17 protein-coding genes and 1 pseudogene are annotated in these 25,288 nt (G+C 40.0%); 10 read left to right on the top strand and 8 right to left on the bottom strand.

Going from position 1 to position 25,288, the window contains the following annotated elements; genetic code table 11:
- Positions 1-158: 158 nt before the first annotated feature.
- On the bottom strand, positions 159-1,409 hold the full coding sequence (locus E2I05_RS04240) for a lytic polysaccharide monooxygenase (protein WP_121853038.1): 1,251 nt from the start codon (positions 1,407-1,409) through the stop codon (positions 159-161).
- Positions 1,410-1,686: 277 nt separating this feature from the next.
- Between E2I05_RS04240 and E2I05_RS04235 the strand changes: the two genes are divergently transcribed.
- A complete protein-coding gene (locus E2I05_RS04235) occupies positions 1,687-2,241 on the top strand; it encodes a TMEM165/GDT1 family protein (RefSeq protein WP_121853039.1) in 555 nt (184 codons plus the stop codon).
- A 505-nt stretch (positions 2,242-2,746) separates the two neighbouring features.
- On the opposite strand, the gene E2I05_RS04230 is transcribed toward E2I05_RS04235, so the two are convergent.
- The gene (locus E2I05_RS04230; protein WP_121853040.1) at positions 2,747-3,202 is read right to left on the bottom strand and encodes a PaaI family thioesterase; all 456 of its coding nucleotides are present in this window, start codon (positions 3,200-3,202) and stop codon (positions 2,747-2,749) included.
- Positions 3,203-3,308: 106 nt separating this feature from the next.
- Positions 3,309-5,564, bottom strand: coding sequence for an ExeM/NucH family extracellular endonuclease (locus E2I05_RS04225; protein WP_243641062.1), 2,256 nt, complete (start codon positions 5,562-5,564; stop codon positions 3,309-3,311).
- Between the two features lie 1,229 nt (positions 5,565-6,793).
- On the opposite strand from E2I05_RS04225, the pseudogene bufA2 reads away from it, so the two are divergent.
- The 3 genes and pseudogenes from bufA2 to E2I05_RS04210 all read left to right on the top strand — a co-directional run bounded on the left by bufA2 (position 6,794) and on the right by E2I05_RS04210 (position 9,274).
- A pseudogene (bufA2, locus tag E2I05_RS04220) lies at positions 6,794-7,244 on the top strand (BufA2 family periplasmic bufferin-type metallophore).
- Positions 7,245-7,565: 321 nt separating this feature from the next.
- Positions 7,566-8,435 (top strand): MNIO family bufferin maturase, encoded by an 870-nt coding sequence (gene bufB, locus E2I05_RS04215; RefSeq protein ID WP_121853043.1) that lies wholly within the window; start codon positions 7,566-7,568, stop codon positions 8,433-8,435.
- Entirely contained in the window at positions 8,435-9,274 is an 840-nt protein-coding gene (locus E2I05_RS04210) for an HvfC/BufC N-terminal domain-containing protein (RefSeq protein WP_121853044.1), read from the top strand. The genes bufB and E2I05_RS04210 overlap by 1 nt, the downstream gene beginning before the upstream one ends.
- Positions 9,275-9,354: 80 nt before the next feature.
- Here the strand turns inward: E2I05_RS04210 and E2I05_RS04205 are convergent, their stop codons facing one another.
- The 3 genes from E2I05_RS04205 to E2I05_RS04195 form a co-directional block, all read right to left on the bottom strand.
- On the bottom strand, positions 9,355-10,026 hold the full coding sequence (locus E2I05_RS04205) for a nitroreductase family protein (protein ID WP_121853045.1): 672 nt from the start codon (positions 10,024-10,026) through the stop codon (positions 9,355-9,357).
- Between the two features lie 32 nt (positions 10,027-10,058).
- Positions 10,059-10,493, bottom strand: a complete 435-nt coding sequence (locus E2I05_RS04200) for a GNAT family N-acetyltransferase (RefSeq protein ID WP_170179612.1) — start codon at positions 10,491-10,493, stop codon at positions 10,059-10,061.
- A gap of 167 nt (positions 10,494-10,660) precedes the next feature.
- On the bottom strand, positions 10,661-12,550 hold the full coding sequence (locus E2I05_RS04195; protein WP_121853047.1) for a hypothetical protein: 1,890 nt from the start codon (positions 12,548-12,550) through the stop codon (positions 10,661-10,663).
- Positions 12,551-13,076: 526 nt separating this feature from the next.
- On the opposite strand from E2I05_RS04195, the gene bamJ reads away from it, so the two are divergent.
- Positions 13,077-13,553 carry a BamJ family beta-barrel-assembly machinery protein gene (gene bamJ, locus E2I05_RS04190; protein ID WP_121853055.1) on the top strand — a complete coding sequence of 159 codons (477 nt, stop codon included), beginning with the start codon at positions 13,077-13,079 and terminating at the stop codon, positions 13,551-13,553.
- A gap of 677 nt (positions 13,554-14,230) precedes the next feature.
- Here bamJ and E2I05_RS04185 read toward each other — a convergent pair.
- Complete coding sequence (locus tag E2I05_RS04185) at positions 14,231-15,460, bottom strand: M24 family metallopeptidase (RefSeq protein WP_121853048.1); 1,230 nt, start codon at positions 15,458-15,460, stop codon at positions 14,231-14,233.
- Positions 15,461-15,603: 143 nt separating this feature from the next.
- On the opposite strand from E2I05_RS04185, the gene E2I05_RS04180 reads away from it, so the two are divergent.
- From E2I05_RS04180 to E2I05_RS04170, 3 genes are all read left to right on the top strand, one after another.
- Positions 15,604-17,400, top strand: coding sequence for an aminopeptidase P family protein (locus tag E2I05_RS04180; protein WP_121853049.1), 1,797 nt, complete (start codon positions 15,604-15,606; stop codon positions 17,398-17,400).
- Positions 17,401-17,564: 164 nt separating this feature from the next.
- Positions 17,565-18,857 (top strand): DEAD/DEAH box helicase, encoded by a 1,293-nt coding sequence (locus tag E2I05_RS04175; RefSeq protein WP_121853050.1) that lies wholly within the window; start codon positions 17,565-17,567, stop codon positions 18,855-18,857.
- Positions 18,858-18,928: 71 nt separating this feature from the next.
- Positions 18,929-19,570: a peroxiredoxin-like family protein gene (locus E2I05_RS04170; RefSeq protein ID WP_121853051.1), complete on the top strand. Its 642-nt coding sequence runs from the start codon at positions 18,929-18,931 to the stop codon at positions 19,568-19,570.
- Positions 19,571-20,187: 617 nt separating this feature from the next.
- Here the strand turns inward: E2I05_RS04170 and E2I05_RS04165 are convergent.
- Positions 20,188-21,459: a hypothetical protein gene (locus E2I05_RS04165; protein WP_121853052.1), complete on the bottom strand. Its 1,272-nt coding sequence runs from the start codon at positions 21,457-21,459 to the stop codon at positions 20,188-20,190.
- A gap of 162 nt (positions 21,460-21,621) precedes the next feature.
- Between E2I05_RS04165 and E2I05_RS04160 the strand changes: the two genes are divergently transcribed.
- Together E2I05_RS04160 and E2I05_RS04155 are read left to right on the top strand one after the other, a co-directional pair.
- Complete coding sequence (locus E2I05_RS04160) at positions 21,622-22,152, top strand: GNAT family N-acetyltransferase (RefSeq protein WP_121853053.1); 531 nt, start codon at positions 21,622-21,624, stop codon at positions 22,150-22,152.
- A 107-nt stretch (positions 22,153-22,259) separates the two neighbouring features.
- On the top strand, positions 22,260-24,863 hold the full coding sequence (locus E2I05_RS04155; protein ID WP_121853054.1) for an ankyrin repeat domain-containing protein: 2,604 nt from the start codon (positions 22,260-22,262) through the stop codon (positions 24,861-24,863).
- Positions 24,864-25,288 lie beyond the last annotated feature (425 nt).

Here is a 25,288-nt window from a genome sequence, read left to right as displayed (position 1 = left end):
TCACCAAACCGATGTAATTTATCCGGTTGGGATAACACAGCTTAAAACGTCATAAGGTACGCATAAAAAAGCTTGCAAACGTGCAAGCTGTTATCGAACCTATCAAAACTAACTAACCTCGGCAAGTCTAATGATGAACTTCCCCTGAATACCTTAGATTAATTTACCACAGTGATTTTTCGTTGTTGTTGAATGAGCGATCCATCTGTCATTTTAAACATCACCTGTAAGCGATATTCACCTGCAGTAGCAGCATGGATGTGCATTGAAATATTGTCATTGCCCTCGGATACTGTTTTTTCAGCAAACCCTGAAGCCATATCATTCTGGTTGAATAATTTTGCGGTAACCATGACTCCATTACCCGATTCAACATCAAAGCTGACCTCTGCGCCTTGATCAGTAAGCGTTATATTATCGGTTAAGCCTGATATGCTCGCGGTTTCGTTTTCTTTCACCTTTGACACCAAAGTTTCTATACGACTTACAACACTTTGTTTTGATGCATAAACAGAGTTACAACTGTACATTGGGCTAACAATCCCCTGAGCATTACGCTGGCCTGAACGCAACCCTGCTAAATTGTGGTTTATCGCATCCGCCAAAGTATATGACCATCTTTTGGCGTTGCCTTGTTCTGTATCATTAATCTCAATACTGACTTGTTCAGGGATCAAGTTGTCTTCTTTATCATAAAGTTTTGCAGTCACTTTATCACCGACATCTAAATTTTTAACTGGATTAATCACGCCTATTAGGCGCCTATCAGATTTCGCGAGTGACGGATCCATAACAGTTAAATCAATCGCTTGATAATAACTTTTGTGGGTATCGGCAGTATCCCAAACAGCTAATACGACTTGATAGCCGACTCTATTTTTCGGAATATTACAGGTATGTTCAACGAAACCCGTTGGAGCTGTCATACCACCGTTGTATTTACAAAACGGCTTAAGTTCAAAGCTTGCACGTGTTAATGGGCTATAAAGATCCCAATTCGCTTTTGTTAGGTAGTAACGCCAATCTTGCGTAGCTTCTGGTTGATCAAATTTCCATCTGAAGGTTTGTTTGCCCGTATTTACCTCAGTTTTTTTACACCATCGGTCTGGGCTTTGCTCATCTAAATCAGAAAATAAAATATTGCCACCACTGGCTAGGTGCGCATCTTTTGGTCCATTTTCACTGTCAGGGAATCCTCCTAGGCCTATGATTTTTCCAGGCAGTGACTTTGCTTCACCACAAAATGCGTTATGGTTAAGTTTACAAGCGTAAGATCTCGATTCGGGTTGAACTACATAGCCTTGGGCTTGAGCCATATCTATAGAAAAAAATAATCCGGCACCAAGCATGAAAAACCAACAAGCTATCCGTCTGAATAATATTGAATGCGCGTCACTCATCAGAGTCATTCTCCTGCTCCTCGTGAATGAGGATTAATATCATGAACATTAAAGTTAAGTTTATCCGCTGAAATGCCGTATTGGCTCTAAGGTGAACACCTTAGAAAAGACGCTATATCATTAATAATTATTAATACTAATCATTCTCACTACAAATAAAAAAGTTAATCTCCTGATAAACAACAAGTTAAACCTATTAACATTGTTAGAGCGTTTAATCGTTATTTTCTTGCCCATAAGATTGATTTGATGAAGAATATCCGCACCTAAACCCCATGAGCATCAAATGGAAGCTTTATTCATATCCGCCTTTAGCGTTGCCATCGCTGAAATAGGTGATAAAACGCAGCTGCTCGCCCTGTTACTTGCAGCCAGATTCAGTAATCGAACCGCCATTATTTCAGGAATGCTTGTGGCAACCGTTATGAATCACTTTCTCGCTGCGATTGTTGGTGAATGGATCTCTGGGTGGTTTAACCCTCTATACGTAAAGTATATTATTGCGTTAAGTTTCTTTGGGGTTGCGGCATGGATACTCATACCCGATAAGCTTGAGAGTGAAGAATCTAAATGGTATCGCTACGGGCCTTTTTTGGCGACATTGTTACTGTTTTTTATCGCCGAAATGGGCGACAAAACTCAAGTCGCCACCGTGTTATTAGCCGCTAAATATCAACAATTAGCGCCTGTCATTACAGGCACTACAATTGGGGTGTTATTGGCAAACGTTCCAGTTGTTTTTATTGGTCATTTTAGTGCCGAGAAATTACCACTGAAATGGATCAGAATTAGCTGTGCCTGTTTATTTACCATAATAGGTATAAGTACGCTACTGATATAGCTAACTCAATATAAAATGACGATCTCGGAGCTCTCTGTAGAGGCTGGTTTAGGGATCTAGCGATTTAGAAAGTACCAATATTTGTCATACCAGCGAAGGCTGGTATCCAGTGACTTTTATAGAAAAAAGCAAAGGCACTAGGGGCTGTTTATCTTTCAGGATTAAATTTTGTGCTATTTGAGCGTTTATCTGTTCAAGGCGTAAGCAGTGAAGCTTAGTCATCTAAGTAAACGGGTTACAACACAGAACAGTGAACGCTCAAAAGCATCTAAGACTGCGTAAATTGGTCATTTCTACTGCGTTATCGCTTGCTTATTTGGAATACCAAACCGCACAAGCTCTGTCTTGTATAAAACGACCAATTTATCGCTGCAAAAATAATCACGAAAGATAAACAGCCCCTAGACTACCGACATACAAAACTGTCGTTACTTAGTTTCCTGCCTGCGCTGGAGTGACGAGAACTCATCGGTATACTTTCTTCCGCAACTTTCCTTATAATGATTTAGCTATTACGCTTAACCACAGCCGCTGTCATCCGAGAAATACAAACAAGATCATGAGCACTGTTAGTGATCTTTATTTCCCACACTGAGCTGCGTTTTCCGAGGTGAATAGGTCTTGCTATCGCGGTTAATACACCATTGCGAGATGCTTTAAGATGATTGGCATTAATCTCTTGTCCCACGCAGTAAAAGTTTTCAAAATCCACAACAAAATTCGCCGCATAGCTGGCAACGGTTTCGGCGAGCGCCACATTAGCCCCGCCATGTACAATCCCTATCGGGTTATGTACTGATGGATCCGCTGGCATTGTCCCGATTAAATAGTCATCACCAATTTCAGTAATTTCGATCCCCAATGTTTGCATGAGAGTACCTTTACCATGTAATCCTTTATCCAGCCTTTTACAATCTTCTAAGGTCACTTGGCGAAACCAAATACTGTCATTCGCATTCATAATTATTATTATTCCTTTGAGGTTTTTGTTAATCCTACTTGTATTATACCTGATAAAGAAGAAGGGATGACAAAATGCCATCCCTTCTACTCAAAAGCTCAGTCATTTAACGACGTCTAAGACCAAATAATGACAATAACGCTAAACTTAAGAAGCCTAGTGAGCCACTGCTGCTCTTACTTGATTCAGGTAGATCAATAGCGACAATCACAGGATCATGATCTGATGAAGAAAATACATTATCTGATTTAACCAATTTACCGGTAAAACCAGACTCGTACTCAAATAGATTAGATTCAACAGCATTGATATGCCAATCCTCAATAGCCACGACTTTATCGGTTAAGCTGGCATTAGCCAAGGCATGATCTAAATTACCTAACTCGCCATTGAAGCTATAACCGAATGTATCAGCGCCATGTAACTTTGTATTTAAGTTAACATAACCATAACTTTCAGTAACGATACGCTGTTGTTGATCGAAAGCTTCACCACCCAAGGTAGTATGTGCCGCTGTTTTAATGACTTTACCTTCGTGAGTTAAAGGGTTGTAATCCGTCAATACCTGTAGTGGATCTTCCTTACCATAAGCATTCAAATCACCAATGATAAGTACATCACCATCGACACTTTCAAGCGCTTGACCAATTGCATCCGCAGCACTCACTCGGAAACTGTTACAGTGACCTTGTAGATCGGCAGGCTCTGGATCAGATCGTTCTGACTCAAATGCTAACCAGTCTTCTAAACACGCAGAGCCTTTCGACTTAAGGTGATTAACCACAACAGTGAGTTTGCCACCTTCTACAGTAAAGGTTTGAGCAAGCGAATGACGTTGAATTTTATCGTATGCAGGGCTTGATTCTACATCGTCGCCTTCACCACGAGTCGCCACACCAGCAGCAGCATGTTGCTCTGGTGTTTCAATCACTAACGCATCGCCAGCAGGAGTTACTTTAGCCGCTCGGTACAGTAAACCAACCATAATGGCATCACTACCAAAAAACTTTTCATTGTGCATGTCGGCCGTATTAATAGTCACAAAGCTATATGCGTCTTCATCGCTCAATTCAGCATTCAGCGCATTCACTAAGTCTTGAATCGCACTCTTTTCACCGAAACCGTTATTTTCGATTTCCATTAATCCGACAATATCAGAATTCATGCTGACAATAGCATTAACAATTTTCTCGCGCTGCAGGCGGAATTCAAACTGGTTTTCAGCACCACGATTTTGACCTGAAGCACTGGCATCGCCACCCACAGAGTCATTAAAGTAGTTCAGTACATTAAAGCTCGCGATCCGTAGATCGCCCTCACTCGCAATAGCTGGCACATCAGTACGATCATCATTACGAATGAAATCACCGACGGTGATGTTTTCATCCGCGCCTACAATTAAACGATAATGACCAAATGAATACCCAACCATCCCTTCAAGGTTCGTCACTTGATCACCAATTCGTATATAACCTGTTTCAGCATTAAAGTCAGACATATAAGGAAGCACACCATTTGGCGCTCTAAAGTCGGACTCTAAGTAAAGTTCATTTTTTCGGTTTGCGGCTTCACGTGCGACAGCTTCATCGGTACCCGCCATGAAAAGCTGAGTCGCTTTTACCAGCGGAGCATTGTACGAAGCCAGCATGTTATTGCGGCGAGCATCAAAGTCATAACTGAATGAACGAGTGATTTTCATTTTACTGCCTGCATCTAACACGACTTTCATGCCTTCATAACGCTCAAGTGCGTGATCAAGTGTTTCACCATCATTAACGACAAATGGTGTTGCGGCAGGCACAGCGCCTTCGGCATTGATAATTTCAAATTTGGTCGTATCTGCGGATAGTTCTAATTGAGTTTGGTTATAAAACTCTCTAACTTTTGCCGTTACGCACACCTCTGCACCCGGTTGGATAGCTGCTGGCGCCGTAGTCTTCATGTTTACGAAAATACCGTCAGATGTTGATGAGTCACCATCAAGTTCGATGTCTTGGAGATAAAAGCCTTTTTGTAAGCTTTCACCACGAGCGGTAACAATACCTTTTACTGTAATAGTGCTCTCAGACTCGTAAATATTTTCATCGCCATCAGAAATATCAATGGTAGCAAACGGGCTGCGCCCACCATTTCCTTGAACATCATGAATAAAGGTCAGTTCTACGCCTTCACAGCTATAAGATTCTACAGACTTAACTTCACTGCCAAATAAACCCAAATCAGAAATAGTATTTTTGGGTTGAGCTGTTGATACTTCACCGTAGACATCGGTAATGTTAGTGCCATCCATCACTGCAGCGGCATTTGCTGCACACCACAACGTAGCAGTAACCGCTGCGGCTACCGCTGTTAGTTTGTTCATATTAATCATTACATCAACCCCATCTTTTATAATTGGTTAGATTTATGTTCTTTATTAGGATCTGTTGATCTTTCAGGATTAAATTTTGTGCTATTTGAGCATTTATCTGTTCAAGGCGTGAGCAGTGATGCTTAGCCATCTAAGTGAGCTGGTCACAACACAGAACAGTGAATGCTCAAAAGCATCGAAAAAAGAGAGAGCGTAAATTGGTCGCTCATTCTAAATCAAAGGTGCTGTGTTATCGTTTTCTTATTTGGAAACGAATTAACGACAGTTTTGTATGTCGATAATAACCAAACCTCACAAACTCTGCCTTGCATAAAATAACCAATTTATCGCTGCAAAAACAATCACGAAAGATCAACAGACCCTAATATTTTTAAGATGCCAAACATTTAATTCTTACCACTAAAGCAAATTGCCCCGAGAAGATTAGTTAAAACAATAGGGAACCTCTCACAGCTTAATAACTAAACAGCATATTTAAAAATAACTTACAAACAAATAAAAGCTGCCTTAATTCAGCATAACGTACAAGACCGAGATAATTTCGTGATATAAGTCAAAATAAAAAAAGAATATAAAAAACAGTAAAAACATTAATCTTTTATATTTATAACAAGTAAGCATTGATGTTTTATTTACTTTTAACTATATAAAACCAATAGCTTTTCATGGCAATCACACGAGTGATACGCCCAACTCCATGTGTTAATTTCGTCATTGCCCACGAAAATGGGTGTGACGGACTATAAAGCCTACACAGAATCATAACCTCATGAGTAAAGTAAGTTTCATCAATGTATAAGAAATAAAAAACACTTATATTAATAAATAACATTTGGAAACAACAAAGGCGTAATTAATACAATTACATTCATTAAAAAAACAAACAAATAAAAAAACAGTGACAAATAAAGACAACCAACACCAGCAATTATTAAACAAACATAACTGTTATGACATTTTTTCGTTACTTTAATAGCTAATCGTCTTCAAAAATTAATTTCTAACAAGTATCCAATTGTATTAAAAAATTTTTTTTCGTTAGTCTGAAATATCTACTACTCTTTGCTGGTCTATTCTCGCGAACATGGATAGGCTTAGCCAAGTTGTTCTGGTAACAAAGCGTTTGTAAGACCATGCACCATAAACCGCTTCACTGACAAGCTTTGTTTCCAAACAACCAATCCGTACTCTTTCTACAAGAATAAGGTAAGGAATCTGAAATGAATAGAAAAACACAAACCGCACTAACTGGTGCAGCACTAGCGATGTCAATGGCGGGTATGAGCACTGCAGCTCAAGCCGCACCTGCTGGGGCCTGCTGGCTCAAGCACTGATTTAGTTCATTGTTACGGTGTAAATGTCTGTAAAGGTCATAATGATTGTAAAACAGACAAAAATGCTTGCGGCGGACACGCGAGCTGTAAAGGTACTGGTTTCGTTGCTATGCCATCTAAGAGCTGTAAAGACGTTGGTGGTAAAGTAAGCGATGAATGGATGGGTAAAGTTGCTAAGTCTGAGCTTGTTCATTGTCTAGGTGTGAACGTATGTAAAGGTCATAATGACTGTAAAACAGACAAGAATGCCTGTGCGGGTCATGCAAGCTGTAAAGGCACTGGTTTCGTACTGACTCCAGTAAAAGCTTGTGCTGATATCGGCGGTAAAAAAGGTTAATAACGTTAAGTCGTTTAATCTAAGGCTGGTTTGATAGATATCAACCAGCCTAATCATTATTTAAGTTAACCTAAGCTTTACGTAACGAAACCTAGTGCTAGTAAGAGTATGATTGAAAAATACTCAAAATACTATCTACAGTGCAGATAGTTATTTGAAGTTCAAGGCGTAGTTGTTAAGAAATAGCGTGCTGTTTTAAACAACTACAACGCTGAAATTCGCATAAATAAATAGCTGTGCTGTAGAAGTTTACTTATGCACAGCTCAAGTTAGTTACACTTATTTTCTTTTGTTAGATTACTGATTACGCGATAGCATCTCATGACAATTCAAACAGATAGTATAATTACACATGACCCACTTGGTTTTGGACTGGGTCTAAGAACACCACACTTCGAAGATATTCTTAATCAATCTCCTGACGTTGATTGGTTCGAAATTCTGTCAGAAAACTATATGGTGGCTGGCGGTAAACCTCGCTACTATCTTGATGCAATCCGTGAAAGGTACCCGTTAGTCATGCACGGGGTTTCTATGTCGATTGGTAGCACCGATCCTCTTGATATGGATTATCTCAAGTCGCTCAAAAAACTGGTTAATGACGTTAAACCCAAATGGATATCCGATCACATTTGTTGGACTTCGATTCATGGGGTAAACAGTCATGATTTATTGCCACTTCCTTACACGGAAGAAACAATAAACCACGTGGCACAACGCATTCAGCAAGTCCAAGATTTTCTTGGGCAACGCATTCTGATAGAAAATGTTTCTAGCTATTTATCCTACAAAGATTCAACCATGACTGAGTGGGAGTTTTTAACTCAAGTCTCTGAGGCCGCCGATTGCTTGATATTATTAGACATCAATAATATCTATGTCAGCAGCCGTAACCACGACTTCAATAGTCTAGACTACGTAAATAATATTGATCCTCGTCGAGTTCAACAGTTTCACCTTGCTGGACACAGTGATTTTGGTGATTACATTATCGATACTCACGATCACGATGTACCGCCTAGTGTGTGGGAACTATACCGCCACGCATTGAACCGATTTGGTAATGTCAGCACCATGATTGAACGTGACGACAATATTCCTGATCTCACAACGCTTATCAACGAACTTAACCAAGCTCGAGCAATTTCAGAAGACGTTTTTAGTAGCAAGAACGTAGTAGGAGTGGCTTAATGAGTAATCTAAAAGCCCTGCAAGATAGTTTTTTTGATTACATTATGCGTGCAAGTGCCAATGAAGTAGACGCAAAAGATCACCCTTTTTACACTCAAGTTGCTCAGCAGTCTGGTATTAGTCCAGAAACACGCTTGCAAATATACTCAAACGGCTATTTCGCTCGATTACGATCAACCATAGAAACCGATCATGACACCCTTGCTCATTATCTTGGCGATGAGTTGTTTGAAAAAATGGTTCAAGAATATGTGACATCGCAGCCATCACATTTTCGTTCACTCAGACAATTCTGTGATGCCTTACCAGCATTCTTAACTAATACAGCACCTTTTAACGAATTCCCACAAATTGCTGACATTGCAACTTTTGAACGTCGACTACTGAATGCCTTTGATGCGCAAGACGCTGAGCGTGCTACTTTTGAAGAATTACAAAGCCTACCCGCGGAGTATTGGCCTCAAACCCAACTTCGATTTCATCCCAGCGTGCAGCTGTTTAGTTGCCACAGTAATGCGGTAGAAATTTGGCAAGCTGTGAAAGCGGAAGAAACACCGCCAGATGTTGATATTGACAATCAAAGACACTGGTTATTATGGCGCGGCCACACTCGGCTCACTGAGTTTATTTCCTTATCACCTCATCAGTTTGACCTCATTCGTGGTTTTATTGATGGTGCTACGATAGCAGCTCAGTGTGATGTGATGTTGGTATACTTTGATGAACAGCAAGCGACAACTGAAGTACTTGGTGCGCTGCAAGCATGGTTTAGTATGGGGTTGATCAGGAGCCTCGGTGAAACTCCTTCAATAAAAGCTGTCAGTACCCGTGATACTTAAAGGTGCAACTTTCAGGGCATTTTCAGATAACACGGGTATAAATAACCTGAGCTTTGCGTAAACATTGCTCAAGTTAAATATCATAATATTGTAAGTATCTCTTCAAGCGGCTTTTTGTGAATAGCATGATCTGGAATCGTCGCTTCTTTTGCGGGATAACCGACCACCAGCAACATATAAGGCCTTTCGTTATCTGAGTTGCGTTGACACACTTTCGTTAAAAAGCTCATAGGTTTTGGCGTATGAGTAAGTGTACCTAAACCAGCTTCATGCAACGCTTGGATCAAAAATCCAGTCGCAATACCAGCCGACTCATGGACATAATAATTGTTCTTCTCACCTTCTTCTGCTTCTGAGCGCTTTTGTGTAAAAATCGCAATTAACCAAGGGGCCGTTTCTAAATATGACTTATTGGCGTTTGTACCCAGAGGCTTCAAAGCATCCAACCACTCTTCGCCTGCTCGCCCCTCATAAAATCCACGTTCAATCGCTTCAGCCTGTTCACGAATTTGCGACTTTACTTCAGCACTATTAATAGCAACAAAATGCCAAGGTTGGTGATTGGCACCATTGGGTGCTGTGCCTGCCGCTAAAATGCATTGCTCAATAATTTCTTGCGGAACCGCACGATCTGAAAAATTACGAATAGAATGGCGGCGTTTTATCGCTTGATAATTTGCTTTCGCTCGGATCAGCATTTCCGATTCAGGGTATTCGACAAAATCCGTTAATGGGTGATGTAGCTCCGACATAACTAACCTCTTTTATTGTTATTTGGGGCGGTTTAATCTAAGCGGAAAAGTAATTCGATACCATCATCGACACTAAATTGTCCGCAAGGAATAAAACCGCACTTTTCCAGCACACGTTGTGATGGTAAATTAGCCTGATGCACGTATGCATGCAAGGGATGTTCTAGCTGCTCTGTGAATAACGACAAGGCTTGAGAAGCAAATCCCTGCCCCCAGTATTCTTGTCCAAGCCAATAGCCGACTATTCGTTGCCCTTCTTCAGTCCAACACACAAGATCACCAATAACTTTGTTATCATGTTCTATCACTAATACTGTGATTTCAGGGTTATGAGTAATATCATGCCAGTGTTGATAAAACGTAATGACGTCACGGGGTTCAAAGCGTGCCATTTGATGTGCAGCTGGATCAGCTTGTTGTTGATATAAGATTTCTACATCATCTGGCAAAGGAGATCTGAGTTTCAATCTAGAAAGCATGTAATATCTGGAAACCTATAATAACATTTGGATTACATTTTAAGTTAACACAGCCTGCGTTAAGTGAAAATAGCCACTGCATTACTCTTGAATACCGCTTTCTGGACTCGTGAAGCTTGAAAGTGCAAAACCCAACCAAAGACTAGTCAAAAGGTTCACACCTCATCTGCGAAGTAACTCGGTAGCTCTTTTAACTCTACAGCTTGGTTTCCTTTGCCAAAAAACGCCACAAAAGGAATAACGGCATCAGAAAAATCGACCAATGGGTAACTTCTTAAGTCGCCTGTTTCAGGCGTTATCAATGCCGTAATTTGAGTGTTTCCTTGTTCATTCACTATAAGTTCGAACGCAAAATTTGTGCTTTCAATATCTGTGATAAGCAATCCATCGATATTGCAGCTATCTCCCCTATCGAACAAACGCCCATCAGACAACCTAAATAGTACAGACCAAGTAGAATCAAATAAACTTTCAGTATTTATTGTACTAAAATTTTTCTTGATATCTTGTTGATCCTTTTGTGTACAAAAACCAATGCAGGTACCATTATTCTTGTCCTTCACTGAAAACGTAAACTGATAATATCCTTTTTTGCTACACACACAGTTTAAAAAACCAATGCCAATATTTTCATCTACTGACTCCCTCACCAGCTTAGTTTTTCCACTAAAATGTAGAACCTTTGCCGAACCTAATGCCAATTTGGCAGAAAATTGTATATCTTCAACTTTATCCATAGCCTTAGATGTTAATTCTGGAATTATGCAACGCAAAGAACTGGCACTAGGTTTAGGTTGAGCACTAGGCATAAGCGCTTTACTCTCAGAGCTTGGCATTTTTTCCGGTTTTACCACTTTTGACGGATGAAGATCTGTTTTGGGTTCATAATCGCTATGAATTAAGTTCACTCGCTTAGCCATAGCCGCATAAAAGCCCACGAACGCTTGCAACGGTACTTTTTCATTTGAAAAGACAGCTTGACCATTAAGTTGAGCTTCACCGTTATTGGTAAAATACACATCCGCTTTTTTATCTTCTTTCACCACAACTTTCATCTCTACTAATGTAGATATAGCCCAAAATTCTTCTACATTTCGTGTTCTATCTTTACGGCCATGCGTCCAAATTTCCCCACAATATGAACGTATTAAGGAAAGCTGCTTAGACATACACAAACTTTCTTCCATTCTAGTAATTGGCTTAAGGTTGCTTTTTCCAGCCGTTGGCTTTGGCATGATCCCCAAACAACAACTTGCCCCTTGATCATTTTCAATAATAAATGAAAAATTATAAATTCCAGGAGTCTCAATAATGGTATCCACTAAAGCAATCGTATTTCCTGATGCATTCTTCTCTCGCAAAAAGACAGTGCTTTTGTTCTCAAAATAAGTGATTTGTCCAACACCATCTACAAGCTCTAAATCAAACTCTGCGGCTTTGGCAACTTTCGAAGGTTTGCTCTGTGTATCACTTAATTGAGAGATTAGTCTGGTTCCCGCTGGTTCTGATTGAATTTTTTCAGTAGCTTCCCATGTTATTTTAGGGGTTACACTTCTTAATAATTGTGCTACAGGCCTATCGACGCCCGGAGTTTTAGTGATTTTATTTATTTCACTCACTAATTCACGGCAACGACTAAACTCGTCGGTTCCCACTCCAATTCCCCCTTCCAGAGGACTCACTAATTGGGCAATAACATGACCCTCGTCACAATTAGTCATGAGCGTTCTGACTTCCCATACTGGACCTTCATCACTGTAAATCACCGCCATTTGAACATAAAAATTTTTCTTGATTGGTTTCGACAATTCCGTGATCAGAACTTTAAATAGCTCTAAATAATGGCTACTCCTACTACAAGTCTTGTTGTAATTAATATCTTTATTAATCAATTCAATAAATTCTTTTACGACTTCTTTATCGCTACATGTGTATTTATTAAGCTTTTCGATCAGTTCATGATGTTCAGCTTCAATCTGGCTTTCTAACGAAAGGTCGTCAAAAGCAACTGGAGCTATATCTTTTGGTCTTGTTTCACTAATCATTACGACTCCCTCATCGACCGCATTTACAATTCAAGGTTTAACATCAACAAATATCAGAATCCTAAATAAATCGGTTGAACGCACAATTTAGCTTTAACCTTTGAAGTTAAATACACAATTAAACAACCCGAATTCACCCATAAGGTGAGTGCTGAACATTCATATACTTGCCAAAATCACCGCTAGCTGCGTTATACATTTTGCAAGTAGAAACGAAATAACGACAGTTTTGTATGTCAGTAACCACTACTTGCTGCTATTCATGCCTTGCTATCAGTACTTTTTTCTTCGTATATGAACGCTCCCAACCATTTATTTAGGATAATGGGAAATAGGTGAGTAGCCCTTTCATCTTAAGCAATTCCAAAGGAAATGTTTCACTGTTTCCCCCACAAGAATAATGACCGAAAAAGAAAAAGTTTTTAGTTAATAATCATTAATGAAACTTTGGCGTTGATTCGCTGTAGCCAGTAACAAAATAAAATTGCTACCATGAGTTAAAACTACTCAAGAGGACTCCATGATCATGAAAGTATTGCTAGCCATTGTTGTTATTGCTTGTGCCATTTTTTATTTTTTCACTCAATCGAATAACAGCAAAGCCGCTGCAGAGAACTTAGTCAAAGGACAAGAGTTTCTGGCTATGAATAAAACTGAAGAAGACGTGTTTACTACTGACTCAGGCTTGCAGTATAAAATACTGTTAAAAGCGGAAGGGGGCGTGCATCCTAAAGCAAGCGATAAAGTTAAAGTGCATTATCATGGAACATTGATTGATGGTACTGTATTTGACAGCTCAGTCGATCGGGGTGAGCCGATTTCATTTCCACTTAATGGTGTGATTAAAGGCTGGACTGAGGGGTTACAGCTCATGGTCGTTGGCGATAAATTTAAATTCTTCATTCCGAGTGAATTAGCTTACGGCAAACGCAGTGTTGGTAAGTTTGAAGGCAATTCAGTGTTGATTTTTGAGGTTGAATTATTGGGGATCAACGAAGATTAATACCAATTACAGTAATTAAATGCTCAACTCAGAGCTATATATGTGCTCAAAGTGCAATCGAAATTGATGAAGGCATAGTTATTACCGACATACACAGCTGTCGTTATTACATTGCTACGTCAAGACAATTTTGAGAAGTATTCTTTATAAACCAAAGTGAGCACATACAAGCTCCCGAAGGGCAAGGCTAAAGGGTTCCATTACTGTGTTACAAGCACTTGAATTATCCCGACAAAAGCACAAGTGCGTTGAACGCCAGTTTCGTATGGCGGCCGTAGGGTATATAGTACTTCGAGCTTGTGCCTTGCACTGAAACCCTTTAGCTCTTGCTGAGTGAGAGATTAATTACTGTAATTGGTATAACACCTCTCCAACCATAAACCTAAATAAATCGGTTGAACGCACAATTTAGCTTTAATCTATTGAAGTTAAATACAAAACTAAACAACCCAAATTCACCCATCAGGTGAGTGCTGAACATTCATATACTTGCCAAAACCACCGCTAGCTGCGTTATAAATTTTGCAAATAGAAACGAAGTAACGACAGTTTTGTATGTCGGTAACCACTACTTGCTGCTATTCATGCCTTGCTATCAGTAATTTTTTCTGCGTATATGAACGCTCCCAACCGATTTATTTAGGATAAAAGAGCCGCTTAAGCGGCTCTTTTTAACCCTATTTTTCATAACCAAAAGGATCGTCAATCGAATGTGCGGGTTCTGTAAACCACTTAGGCCCAGTTTCAGTCATGTAAAAATGATCTTCATGTCTGACACCAAGCTCTCCTTGCACACACAACATAGGTTCATTACTAAAGCACATTCCAACGTCTAACACCGTAGAATCACTCGCAACTAGGTATGGCCATTCATGAATATCAAGCCCAATACCATGACCCGTACGATGCGGCAGCCCCGGCAATTCGTATTCAGGGCCAAAACCTGCTGCAACAATAACATCTCGAGCCGCCCTATCAACACTGGCACAAGTTTGCCCAAGCTGAGCCGCTTCAAAACCTGCAAGTTGTGAATCTTGCTCGACTTGCCACAGTTGTCGTTGGCGATCATTAGGCTCACCAAACACATATGTTCTGGTAATATCTGAGTGATAACCGAATAATTCACAACCTGTATCAATTAATACAATTTCATTTTCATCTAACGTTTTCGGTGTTTTTACGCCATGAGGAAAGGCACTGTCTTCGCCAAACAACACAATACAAAAGTACGAGCCTGATGACGCTCCAACAGCTTTATGTGCTTCATTGATAAAGCTCTCAACTTCTGCCGTAGTAATACCTGTTCGAAGTATTCGTCCTACGGCTTTATGCACTTCAAGCGTCATATCTTTTGCGCATTGTAAAATGGAAAGCTCTGCCTCTGATTTCACAGCGCGGCAACCAGCCGTAATTGGCTTAGCATCGACAAAATTGATGTCAGGACACACCTGACGTAACCCATCAAACAAAAAGAATGACGTAGATTCATCAATGCCTATTTTACCTTTAGTAATGCCCATCTTTGACAAAACTTGTGCGCAGAGCTCGTACGGGCTTTCGTCTTCATGCCATGTCGCGACTTCGGCTTTCACAGACATATAATCTTGCAAGGTACCCAGCTCAAATGCAGGCGCAATATAAACCAGTTCACCTTCTGCCGGTAAAATAGCGGCTACCATTCGTTCACTGGTATACCACTGTGTGCCTGTAAAATAATATAAATTAGTACCTGCATTGAGATAGATAGCATCAAGTTGATTGGCTTTCATCAACCGTTGCGCTTTTTTGATCCGCTGTTGATGCTCATTAAGACCGATAGGCACTAAGTTTCGAGTCAAGTGTTGAGTCATATTTCGAAGCTTGGCTAACTCGACTTCTGCGGTTGAACCACCGATTCCAATAGTCATTATTATTTTCCTTAACCTGCAATTTAAGAATAAAATATACAATTTATCCAACTAAGTCACTAAATACCTACTTGCATTCATTGCAAAGCAGTTGCGATAATCGAAACATAATGATCTTTTACCCTATCTTCATTGGAGCCACCATGTCAGTTACACCTATCTCCATCAATGAACGTTTACACAGTGTTCGTAACGAAATGCGCAGCCAAAAATTAGACGCATTCATCATACCTCGTGCTGATGAGTATTTAGGTGAATATGTTCCTGCTCATAATGAACGCTTATTATGGGCCACTGATTTTACTGGCTCGGCAGGTGCCGCCATCATACTCAAGCACTCAGCCGCAATTTTTACTGATGGCCGCTATACCGTACAAGTGCGTCAACAGGTCGATGCTGATCAGTTCGATTTTGAAAGTTTATACGACACACCACAGATCAGTTACCTCGTAAAAAAATTAAAAGCTGGCAGTCGGGTGGGTGTCGACGCTAAGTTGCACACTTATGAATGGTTTAAAAATGCAGAAGCAGAGCTGACAAAAGCTGAGATTACGCTAGTTTCAATCAACAATAACCCTGTTGATGTATGCTGGCAATCTCGCCCGATGGCACCAACTTCTCCAATTGTACTCTTCAGTGATGACCGCGCCGGACAAACAAGCCAAGATAAACGCAACCTCATTGCCGAAAAAGTGAAACAGCCAGGTGCCGACCTCGCACTGGTTACTGCGCTCGACTCAATTTGTTGGTTACTGAACATTCGTGGTGCTGACGTTCCACGTTTGCCTGTTGTACTGTCTACAGCATTAATCGACACACAAGGACGCGTAAAACTGTTTGTTGATTTAAATAAGCTCCCAGACAACATCGAGCAACATGTGGGTCAAGGCGTTACCTTTTTCGCGGACACCGAATTAGCTAATCACCTCGCTCAATTAGTTGGAAAAAAATTATTAGCCGATCCAACCGCTTCAAACGCATGGATCCAGCTCACCGCCCAAAAGAATAATGCCGTGTTAATTGCAGGCGATGATCCCATTGCATTACTAAAAGCGCAAAAAAATTCTACTGAGCTAAACGGATTCAGAGACTGCCATGTTCGCGACGGTCTCGCTGTGAGCAGGTTTCTTGCTTGGTTAGATAAAGAAGTCCAGCAAAATCGGCTTTATGATGAAGGTCAGCTGGCCGAGAAACTGGAAAGTTTCCGTAAGCACGATCCGCTTTATCAACAACCGAGTTTCGACACCATCTCGGCAGTCGGTGGCAATGCCGCAATGTGTCATTACAATCACAATAATGGCACTCCTGCCGTCATGCCAATGAATAGCCTTTATCTCGTTGACTCTGGCGCGCAATACCTTGATGGCACCACCGACATCACTCGGACGGTGGCCATTGGTAAAGTGACCGCAGAGCAAAAGCAAATGTTTACTTTAGTCCTTAAAGGTCATATTGCGTTAGACTCAGCTAAATTTCCAAAAGGCACTACTGGTCAACAACTTGATCCTTTGGCTCGTCAATATTTATGGCAATATGGTTATGACTATGATCACGGTACAGGCCACGGTGTTGGCCACTATTTGAGCGTTCATGAAGGCCCCCAACGAGTCGGAAAAAACAGTAATGCTGTACCTTTACTTGAAGGAATGGTGATTTCAAACGAGCCCGGTTATTACCGCGCCAATGAATTTGGTATTCGTATCGAAAACTTAGTGGCCGTTACTCGTTGCACGACACTGTTTCAGCCTGAACGTGAAACCCTCAAATTTGAAGCGCTCACCCTAGCTCCAATTGATGCTCGTTTGTTGGATATTAGCTTAATGACAGAGACTGAGATTCAATGGTTAAATCAATATCACAAGCAAGTTGAAGATGCATTAAGCCCAAGTCTTACTGGCGAAGATCTAGCATGGCTACAGCAAGCAACGGCGACCATTTAGTCCTTATTTAACCAAAGCTCAGGTTATTAAATATTGTGATTAAGTGTAAGCCTGCTGAGAGTTTGGTATACTCCGCGACCGATTATTCTACTGTCTGAATAGTCGGTCGTTTTTTATATACTCTTCACATTATAAAGGTGCTGAGTACTCACAGGATTACAGTTATGAATTTTGAGTCGTTTAATTTTCCAACCGAGATAATGCAAGCCATTAGTGACTGTGGTTACAAAACCATGACCCCTGTGCAGCAAAAAGCGATTCCTGTGATCCGTCGTGGTAATGATGTGATTGCCAGTGCGCAAACGGGCACAGGTAAAACAGCGGCTTTTGCGTTACCTATTTTACATAAAATGGCAAATAAGCCCGTAACCACAGCTGCGGCGAATACTCGAGCATTAGTTTTAGCCCCAACCCGTGAGCTTGCTTCTCAAGTTGCCGACAACATTAAGGCTTATTCTAAGTATTTAAACTATTCCGTAATATCGATTTATGGTGGCACTAAAGTCGCGCCACAAGCAGAAAAACTTCGAGCTGGGGTTGATATCGTTGTCGCCACACCTGGTCGGCTGCTAGAACATCTTATCGCCGGCAGCTTAAGTCTTTCGAACATCGAGTTTTTGGTTTTAGATGAAGCTGATCGCATGTTAGACATGGGATTTAGCACCGATATCCAGAAGATATTGCAAGCCACCAATAAACAAAAACAAAGCATGTTATTTTCTGCGACCTTCTCAAGTGCAGTAAATCGTCTGGCTAATGAGATGATGAACAAACCTCAGGTGGTAAGCGTCGATAAGCAAAACACCACCGCAGATACCATTAGCCAAGTGGTTTACCCTGTTGAACAACGCCGTAAACGCGAACTGTTGTCTGAATTAATCGGTAAGAAAAACTGGAAACAAGTGCTGGTATTCAGTGCCACTCGTGAAGATGCCGACCGCTTAAATAAAGAATTAAATCTTGATGGGATCCCTTCAAAAGTAGTACATGGTGACAAAAACCAAGGTAACCGCCGCCGTGCACTTCGTGAGTTCATGGAAGGCAAAATCAAAGTATTGGTATCGACAGAAATTGCGGCACGAGGTCTGGATATCCAAGATCTTGAATATGTAGTTAACTACGATTTACCTTTCCTTGCTGAAGATTATGTACACCGTATTGGCCGTACTGGACGCGCGGGGAAATCAGGTGTCGCCATTTCACTGGTTAGCCGTGAAGAAGAGCGTACTTTAAAAGATATTGAAAAGTTAATCGGCCAGAAAATCCGTCGAATCGAAGTACCGGGTTACGAAGTCAGCAACCGTGACTTACTACTAAAACAGCTTCAAAAACGCCGTAGTTTTGCCAAAAACAAACAACGTACCGATAATGTACGAGAGCAAATTGTCGCTGAAAAAAGCATGTCCGGTCGCCGCGTGAAATTAAATGCGACCAATAAAGCAAAAAAATTGAAATAAAATTTGCATTAGGCAGGTCTGTAAGAATCTAATCAAATTCTCACTATTTTTAATAATAAAAGGATCTGCCCATGCTACGCCGCATTTTATTCGGATTTGCAGCCGTATTGACCTGCTTTAGCCTATTTGCAAAACCGATTGCCCAAAGTGACAACGACGTCGCGCCGCTACTGAACGGTCATCACATTCCGAGTGTAAACCTGACTTCAGTCGATGGTAAAAGCTATAACCTTACTGAGCTTACCCAAAAGAAACCAACCATCTTTTTCTTTTATCGCGGTGGATGGTGCCCGTTTTGTAATGCCCAAATGGGTCAACTGCAAGCGATTCAGCCTAAGTTGATTAAAATGGGTTTTCAAATTGTCGGCATATCACCTGACACGCCTGAGCAACTAAAAGCCTCATTGACCAAGAATAAGCTTGATTACTTATTATTATCTGATGCTGATTTAAAAGCATCAAAAGCCTTTGGTGTCGCTTTTTTCACTAGTGCACGAACCACTGAACGTTTCGCTAAAAAAGCAGATTATATCAGTAAATTTGTCGCTATGGAAAATGGTGAAAAACGTCTAGTACTGCCTGTTCCTGCCATCTATGTTGCCGATAAAAAAGGCTTAATCCATTTCCAATATGTCAATCCTAACTTCCGAGTTCGTGCTGAACCAGAACTCTTAATGACAGCCGCTGAGCTAGTAATGAAAAAAAGCAAATAGCGTCAGTTCAACCTAAACATCAGTTGAACGCTGAGTATACGAGTAACTTTTTGAGCAATACGATGATTTTGTCATCATGGCTTTCACCCAATGAGTGAAGCGCTCTACGCTTGAGAACGCAGTCAACTGATGTTTCTAGGTTCAAATGAAAGAGTAGTTAGAAGATATCAATGGTGTAATTAACTTCCCACTCAGCAAGAGCTAAAGGGTTTCAGTTCAAGGCACAAGTTTGAGGTACTATATACCCTAACGGCCGCCATACAATGCTGGCGTTCAACGCACTTCGTGCTTTTGTCGGGATAATTCAAAAACTTGCAACGCAGTAATGGAATCCTTTAGCCTTGCCCTTCGGGAGCTTGTATGTGTCCAAATTACTACGCAAAATTGTCTTAACGTAGCAATGTAATAACGACAGTTTCCAAATAAGAAAACGATAACGCAGCACCTTTGATTTAGAAAGAGCGACCAATTTACGCTCTCTCTTTTTTCGATGCTTTTGAGCATTCACTGTTCTGTGTTGTGATCAGCTCACTTAGATGGCTAAGCATCACTGCTCACGCCTTGAACAGATAAATGCTCAAATAGCACAAAATTTAATCCTAAAAGATCAACAGACCCTAACTAGTAGTTGTTTTATCATCTTTGATAACATATTTACTCGGAATTTTAGATTGATAAGATAAAAACTTTTCTTTGGGCATATTAACGCCGACGATTCGAGTACCAAAACTTGAATGTGCCCCTGCGTACCCTTTGATAGTTAACCCTATTGTCTGAATACTTTTTTTAAATCTTCCTAAACTTTCATCATAGTTTTCTCCAGTTTGAAACAATAAAAATGTCTCTCCAGAGTCAATCAATTTTTTTAGTACACTTATATCAAACAGACTGGTTAAAAAAATAACATCTGTTTTATGCTCGGCGACACTTTCCTCTGCTGATTTTTTTATCAAACGCACCCCATTCCAAGGTCGAGTTTGCTCTTTAAGATCTGATGTTTCTATGACCTCTTGCCCAACTGATTTTAGAGCCGCTGTAAACAAACCTCTACCTGAACAAACTTCTACCGCAGGCAGACTTAAGCTTTGGATAATATCTTTTACCCCTCGGCAAAAAACCTGATTGTGAGGTTCAAGAATACCCAACACTTTCATAAGAGTACGCGCGTATAACTGTAAAAAATTTACCTTATCTTCATTGCCTTTCCACCTTAATCTTTGAGCATCTTCAATTGAAAACTCTAAACCCAATTTTTTACTAATATTTTCAATTGAATCCACTCGTTCAGGCACTTGTTCCAAAAAGTAGCTGGTTAAAGTGCTTATACAGCCATTATAAGCGACTAATTCCGCTTGATTGCTCGCCCCCTCTTTAGATTGCTTAAACAGTTCCAGCATCATTATATTTGTCACTTCAGGACCATAGAACTCACTCAGAGCATCTCTTTCAGAAGAGGTTTTGCTTTTTAGCTTCGTTTCAGAACCGGCAAATTTTTTCATCAATAACTCTGCAGATTTTTCATTTACTTCAGACGTGGTAAAAGACGCTGTAGGAAACCAAGATTTAACCAGATCGGTTTCAGCTGTGGTAATGGATTCAACTTTATAACGCTTCTTCAAATTATTAGCTAAAAATAGTTTCCCCTCGCCCGCCTTTCTATCTTGCAACCTATTAATAATTAACGATAAACTACCACCATTAAGTGATGTGGCAGAAATTAATTTAACAGCATATTGTTTATCCGGCAGTCCACTTATAATAAAAGTGTATTTTGGTGTCGCTGACTCATAATGGCTTTTGTAGACTAAAGCGTTCTGTTCAGAAACTTCTATGATATAACATTCAGAGAAATAAACTCTAGATTCATCGGTCAGCGCTGCAGCTTGCATATTAAGTCTCAAATTATAAATTTGAGTAAAACTTAACGTTTTTCTTTATTAAACTAAAATTAAATATATTTTAACTAACAACAAAAAATAAAGATTAATTTCCTACCCAATTTTACTCATATCAAGGATAATAATAGGTACCATTTTCTTAATGATGACTAAATGCTGATCCGCCAAGCAACTCTCCAAGATATCCCAAAAATAGCTCAACTTGAACGCCAGCACCTCAGTGATGAATTAGATGGGGATTCAGCCACCATGACGGGACAAAGTTACTCGGCTAATGATCTTAATAAAATATTAAACACGGGTTGGATAGTTGTCGCTGAAATCGACACGAGAATTATTGGTTATGTTATCGCTGGTTCTTGGCATTTCTTCACTCAGTTCTCTATTTATAAACACATAGTAAAACAGCTAAGTAATACTGGCTTTAATGGCGTAAACCTTAACGAAAGCAACAGTTGCCAGTATGGCCCAATTTGGATTGCCAGTATCCATCGTGGACAAGGAATATTTGAAAAATTAGTGGATAAAGTTCGTCAGTTAAGCAGGAAAAAATATTCACACATGGTGACCTTTATCGCCGAAGCAAACCAACATTCTTATTTTGCCCATACCAAAAAAGGCCAGATGCAAATAATTGATTTTTTCGATTTCGACAACCAAGGATATTATTTGCTATGTGATTAGCGGGTTATGCGGGTTACTCAGAAGTTAATCTTATTTTACTTTTATTCCATCATTGACTGTTAATCGGTAGCATTCATAAATCATTTAGTTTAAATAATCGTGTTTACATGAGTTTCCCACGAGTCACTAATACTACAGCATGCCAACAACCGCTGACTTCCCTTAAAGCGACGCCTTATTTACACCTCGAAACTATTGCCATTCGCCAGCTAGAATCAAACTCCCCAAAAGCCTTATTAACTTACCTAAAAAATGACAAAACACATCAATGGGCAAAGGGTAATATCATTCATATTGCCTGTGCCACTGGGCACATTAAGTACTTAAAGCAATTTGTTGATTTGGGAGTAGATATCAATGCAAAAAATGCAGATGGCGAGACGCCATTACATATCGCTTGTAAAAATCAACAACAAGCAGCGATAACGGCATTATTGGACTTCAAAGTAAACCCAAATATTCCCAACCGAGAGCGTCAATTCCCACTAGAGCTAGCAATTGACAATGCATTACCCCCCCTGATTATTGAGCAACTTACCAATTATATCACCCGATTTTCTGATCACATTAGCTCAGCTGAGCTTCACACCCCATCCGCTGTACCTCAATCAAAACCAGCTGAACAAATAAAAATAGAGCATCATAAAATTCAGCAAGCCATTCGATCAAAGCACCCTAAAGCTGTAGAAAAAATAAAACCTCAATCTATCCAGCCTGAAAACAATATATTTAAGCCATTTACCAACAAAAGTCTGTACCCAAAAATAAGCTTTGGGGATTTTGAAGGCATGTTAATAAATGCAATCGAAAACACAATGCCAATACCTGAAGACGCGGCTCGTCACGCTGCTGAATATGCTCGTTTTGATTTACTTGGATTACTAAGCGCTTACCAACTTAATGTCGATTGGGAACAACTTCATTCTCGACTCAACAGTTGCCATTTTCAAAAAGCATGTCACTACGAGAAAAATCAGCCAATGTCTTCATTACCACAATATATTTCTTGGTTAAGAGACAATAATTACACGAAAGACATTAGCCAATGGTTCCCTTTGCTTACCGAGCAAGAACGAGCAACATTTTGGTCAGACTGCTGCCAATTAAATAAAGTTGAATGTCTAAACGTACTCATGCCTCAACTTTCCTTTGATGATCTTATCGCGCCTATATTTGACAATTCGTTACTCATTTTTTGGATAACTAAACATGCACCCTTTGAGCTAGTTAAAGACTTACTCAATAATTTTCCAGCACTTAAAGACGTGCAAAATGATTGTATGTTCACGTTACTACACACTTGTATGTTAAGAGAATTTACAGATCAGGCTGAATTTAATCACGCTGCAATGTTTTTAATCCATGCCGGATGCCAAGTAAATGCGCTTGACACTAAAATGAGAACATTTCCTTATTATGCTCCAAAGGGCTTTTTGAACTACGCATGTCGTATTTTTTTCAAGTTTGAAGGGGTTCCTACAGAAACAGATTATAAAAACCAATCTTTACTTCACATTGCTGCTAATGAGGGGTTTCAAGATGTTCTCCAGCAGGCTACTTTGAAAGGTCATTCATGGTTCGATATTGCAGGTGTACGAAAACAAGCATGGGATAATATTTGTGAAAACCGAGTAAGAAAAGTCTCTGTGGATGTTATGCATCACTTTTTAAAAGGAGTTGACGGCGATTATCAAATAGAAAAATTAACAAGAGCAGGGCTTCAATTTGGTGCAACGAGCAGCGATGGGAAAACAGGGTTGCAGATATTGATTGAGATCGGCTTTTTCCATCGAGCATTAACTGAAATAGACAGGCTTGCTAAAACTTTCCTCTATCAGCCTCTAGAGCAAGCTCGTTCTATGGTAATTAAGCAACACTTTAGCTTAACGGCGCAGCAATATAAGCACTTTAGCATCGCTGTGGCTGCCAATTTGGACGAGCAATCCATGAGGTTTGTATGGAATCTAGTATTACCTTTATGCCCGTTAACACAAGGTGAAGAAAAATTAAATGAACAAGCTCATTTCATTTTCGTTGATGATACTGCTGATAAGATACGCTTCGCTTCAGCGAACGGTTTTTTATTAAAAAATCCCAATGCACAAATTACAGCAATAGAAAAAGACCAACCTCAGGATCGAATTAACTTCAACGAATTGAAACCTGCCACTAATCCATCCAAAGTATCACAAAATAAAGTGGTTATTCATGGTCATGGTCCCCATCTTTGCTGTTTAAGTGGGAGCGAATTCGCCAGAAAATTAGAGTCTTTGTTGTGCCATTGGCGGATCAGCAAAGAAAGGGATTTAAAAGTGTCACTCACTTCCTGCAACTGCGGCATAGACTCCAGTAAAAAAACAAATGGTACATTTCTTAAGGAGCTGATGCGAACCATGCTTATCGAGTTTAATCGAAGGCCTCTTTTCACCGCAGCAATGAGTAATGTTATCGTATGTGAAGATGGCGAAGTGCTCGCGGCCACCTATACAAAATTTCAAAACGGAACAAAACATATTAATTCATGGCAAGGAAATAATAGTTGGATAACAGGTAGGGAAGAATTTAAGCAGACTTTATTGAACATAACTCAACATAACTATACCGACCGATTGATAATGACATATCAATACAATCTTGACGGCACAATTGCACAACATCGAAAACACAAACGATCGGAAGGGCATGGTGGCTTACATACCCTAAAAAGTTAACTTATACCAATTACAGTAATTATACCCGTGTTACCTGAAGGTGCATGATTTCAGCGAGAATTAATTGCGGTTTAAACAGGGCGCTTATTCGCGGTAATAAGTACCTGTCGATAAGTTCTTTGATAAGTATTGTACTTTGAACACGTACAGCGCTCTGAGTAGATCATTTAATTAGGGTCTGTTGATCTTTCAGGATTAAATTTTGTGCTATTTGAGCATTTATCTGTTCAGGGCGTGAGCAGTGATGCTTAGCCATCTAAGTGAGCTGGTCACAACACAGAACAGTGAATGCTCAAAAGCATCGAAAAAAGAGAGAGCGTAAATTGGTCGCTCTTTCTAAATCAAAGGTGCTGTGTTATCGTTTTCTTATTTGGAAACGAAGTAACGACAGTTTTGTATGTCGATAATAACCAAACCTCACAAAC

This window comes from Parashewanella spongiae, assembly GCF_004358345.1.
GTDB lineage: Bacteria > Pseudomonadota > Gammaproteobacteria > Enterobacterales > Shewanellaceae > Parashewanella > Parashewanella spongiae.
Note: the sequence above shows the minus strand (reverse complement) of the source record. Positions and strands in the feature narration are given on the sequence as shown.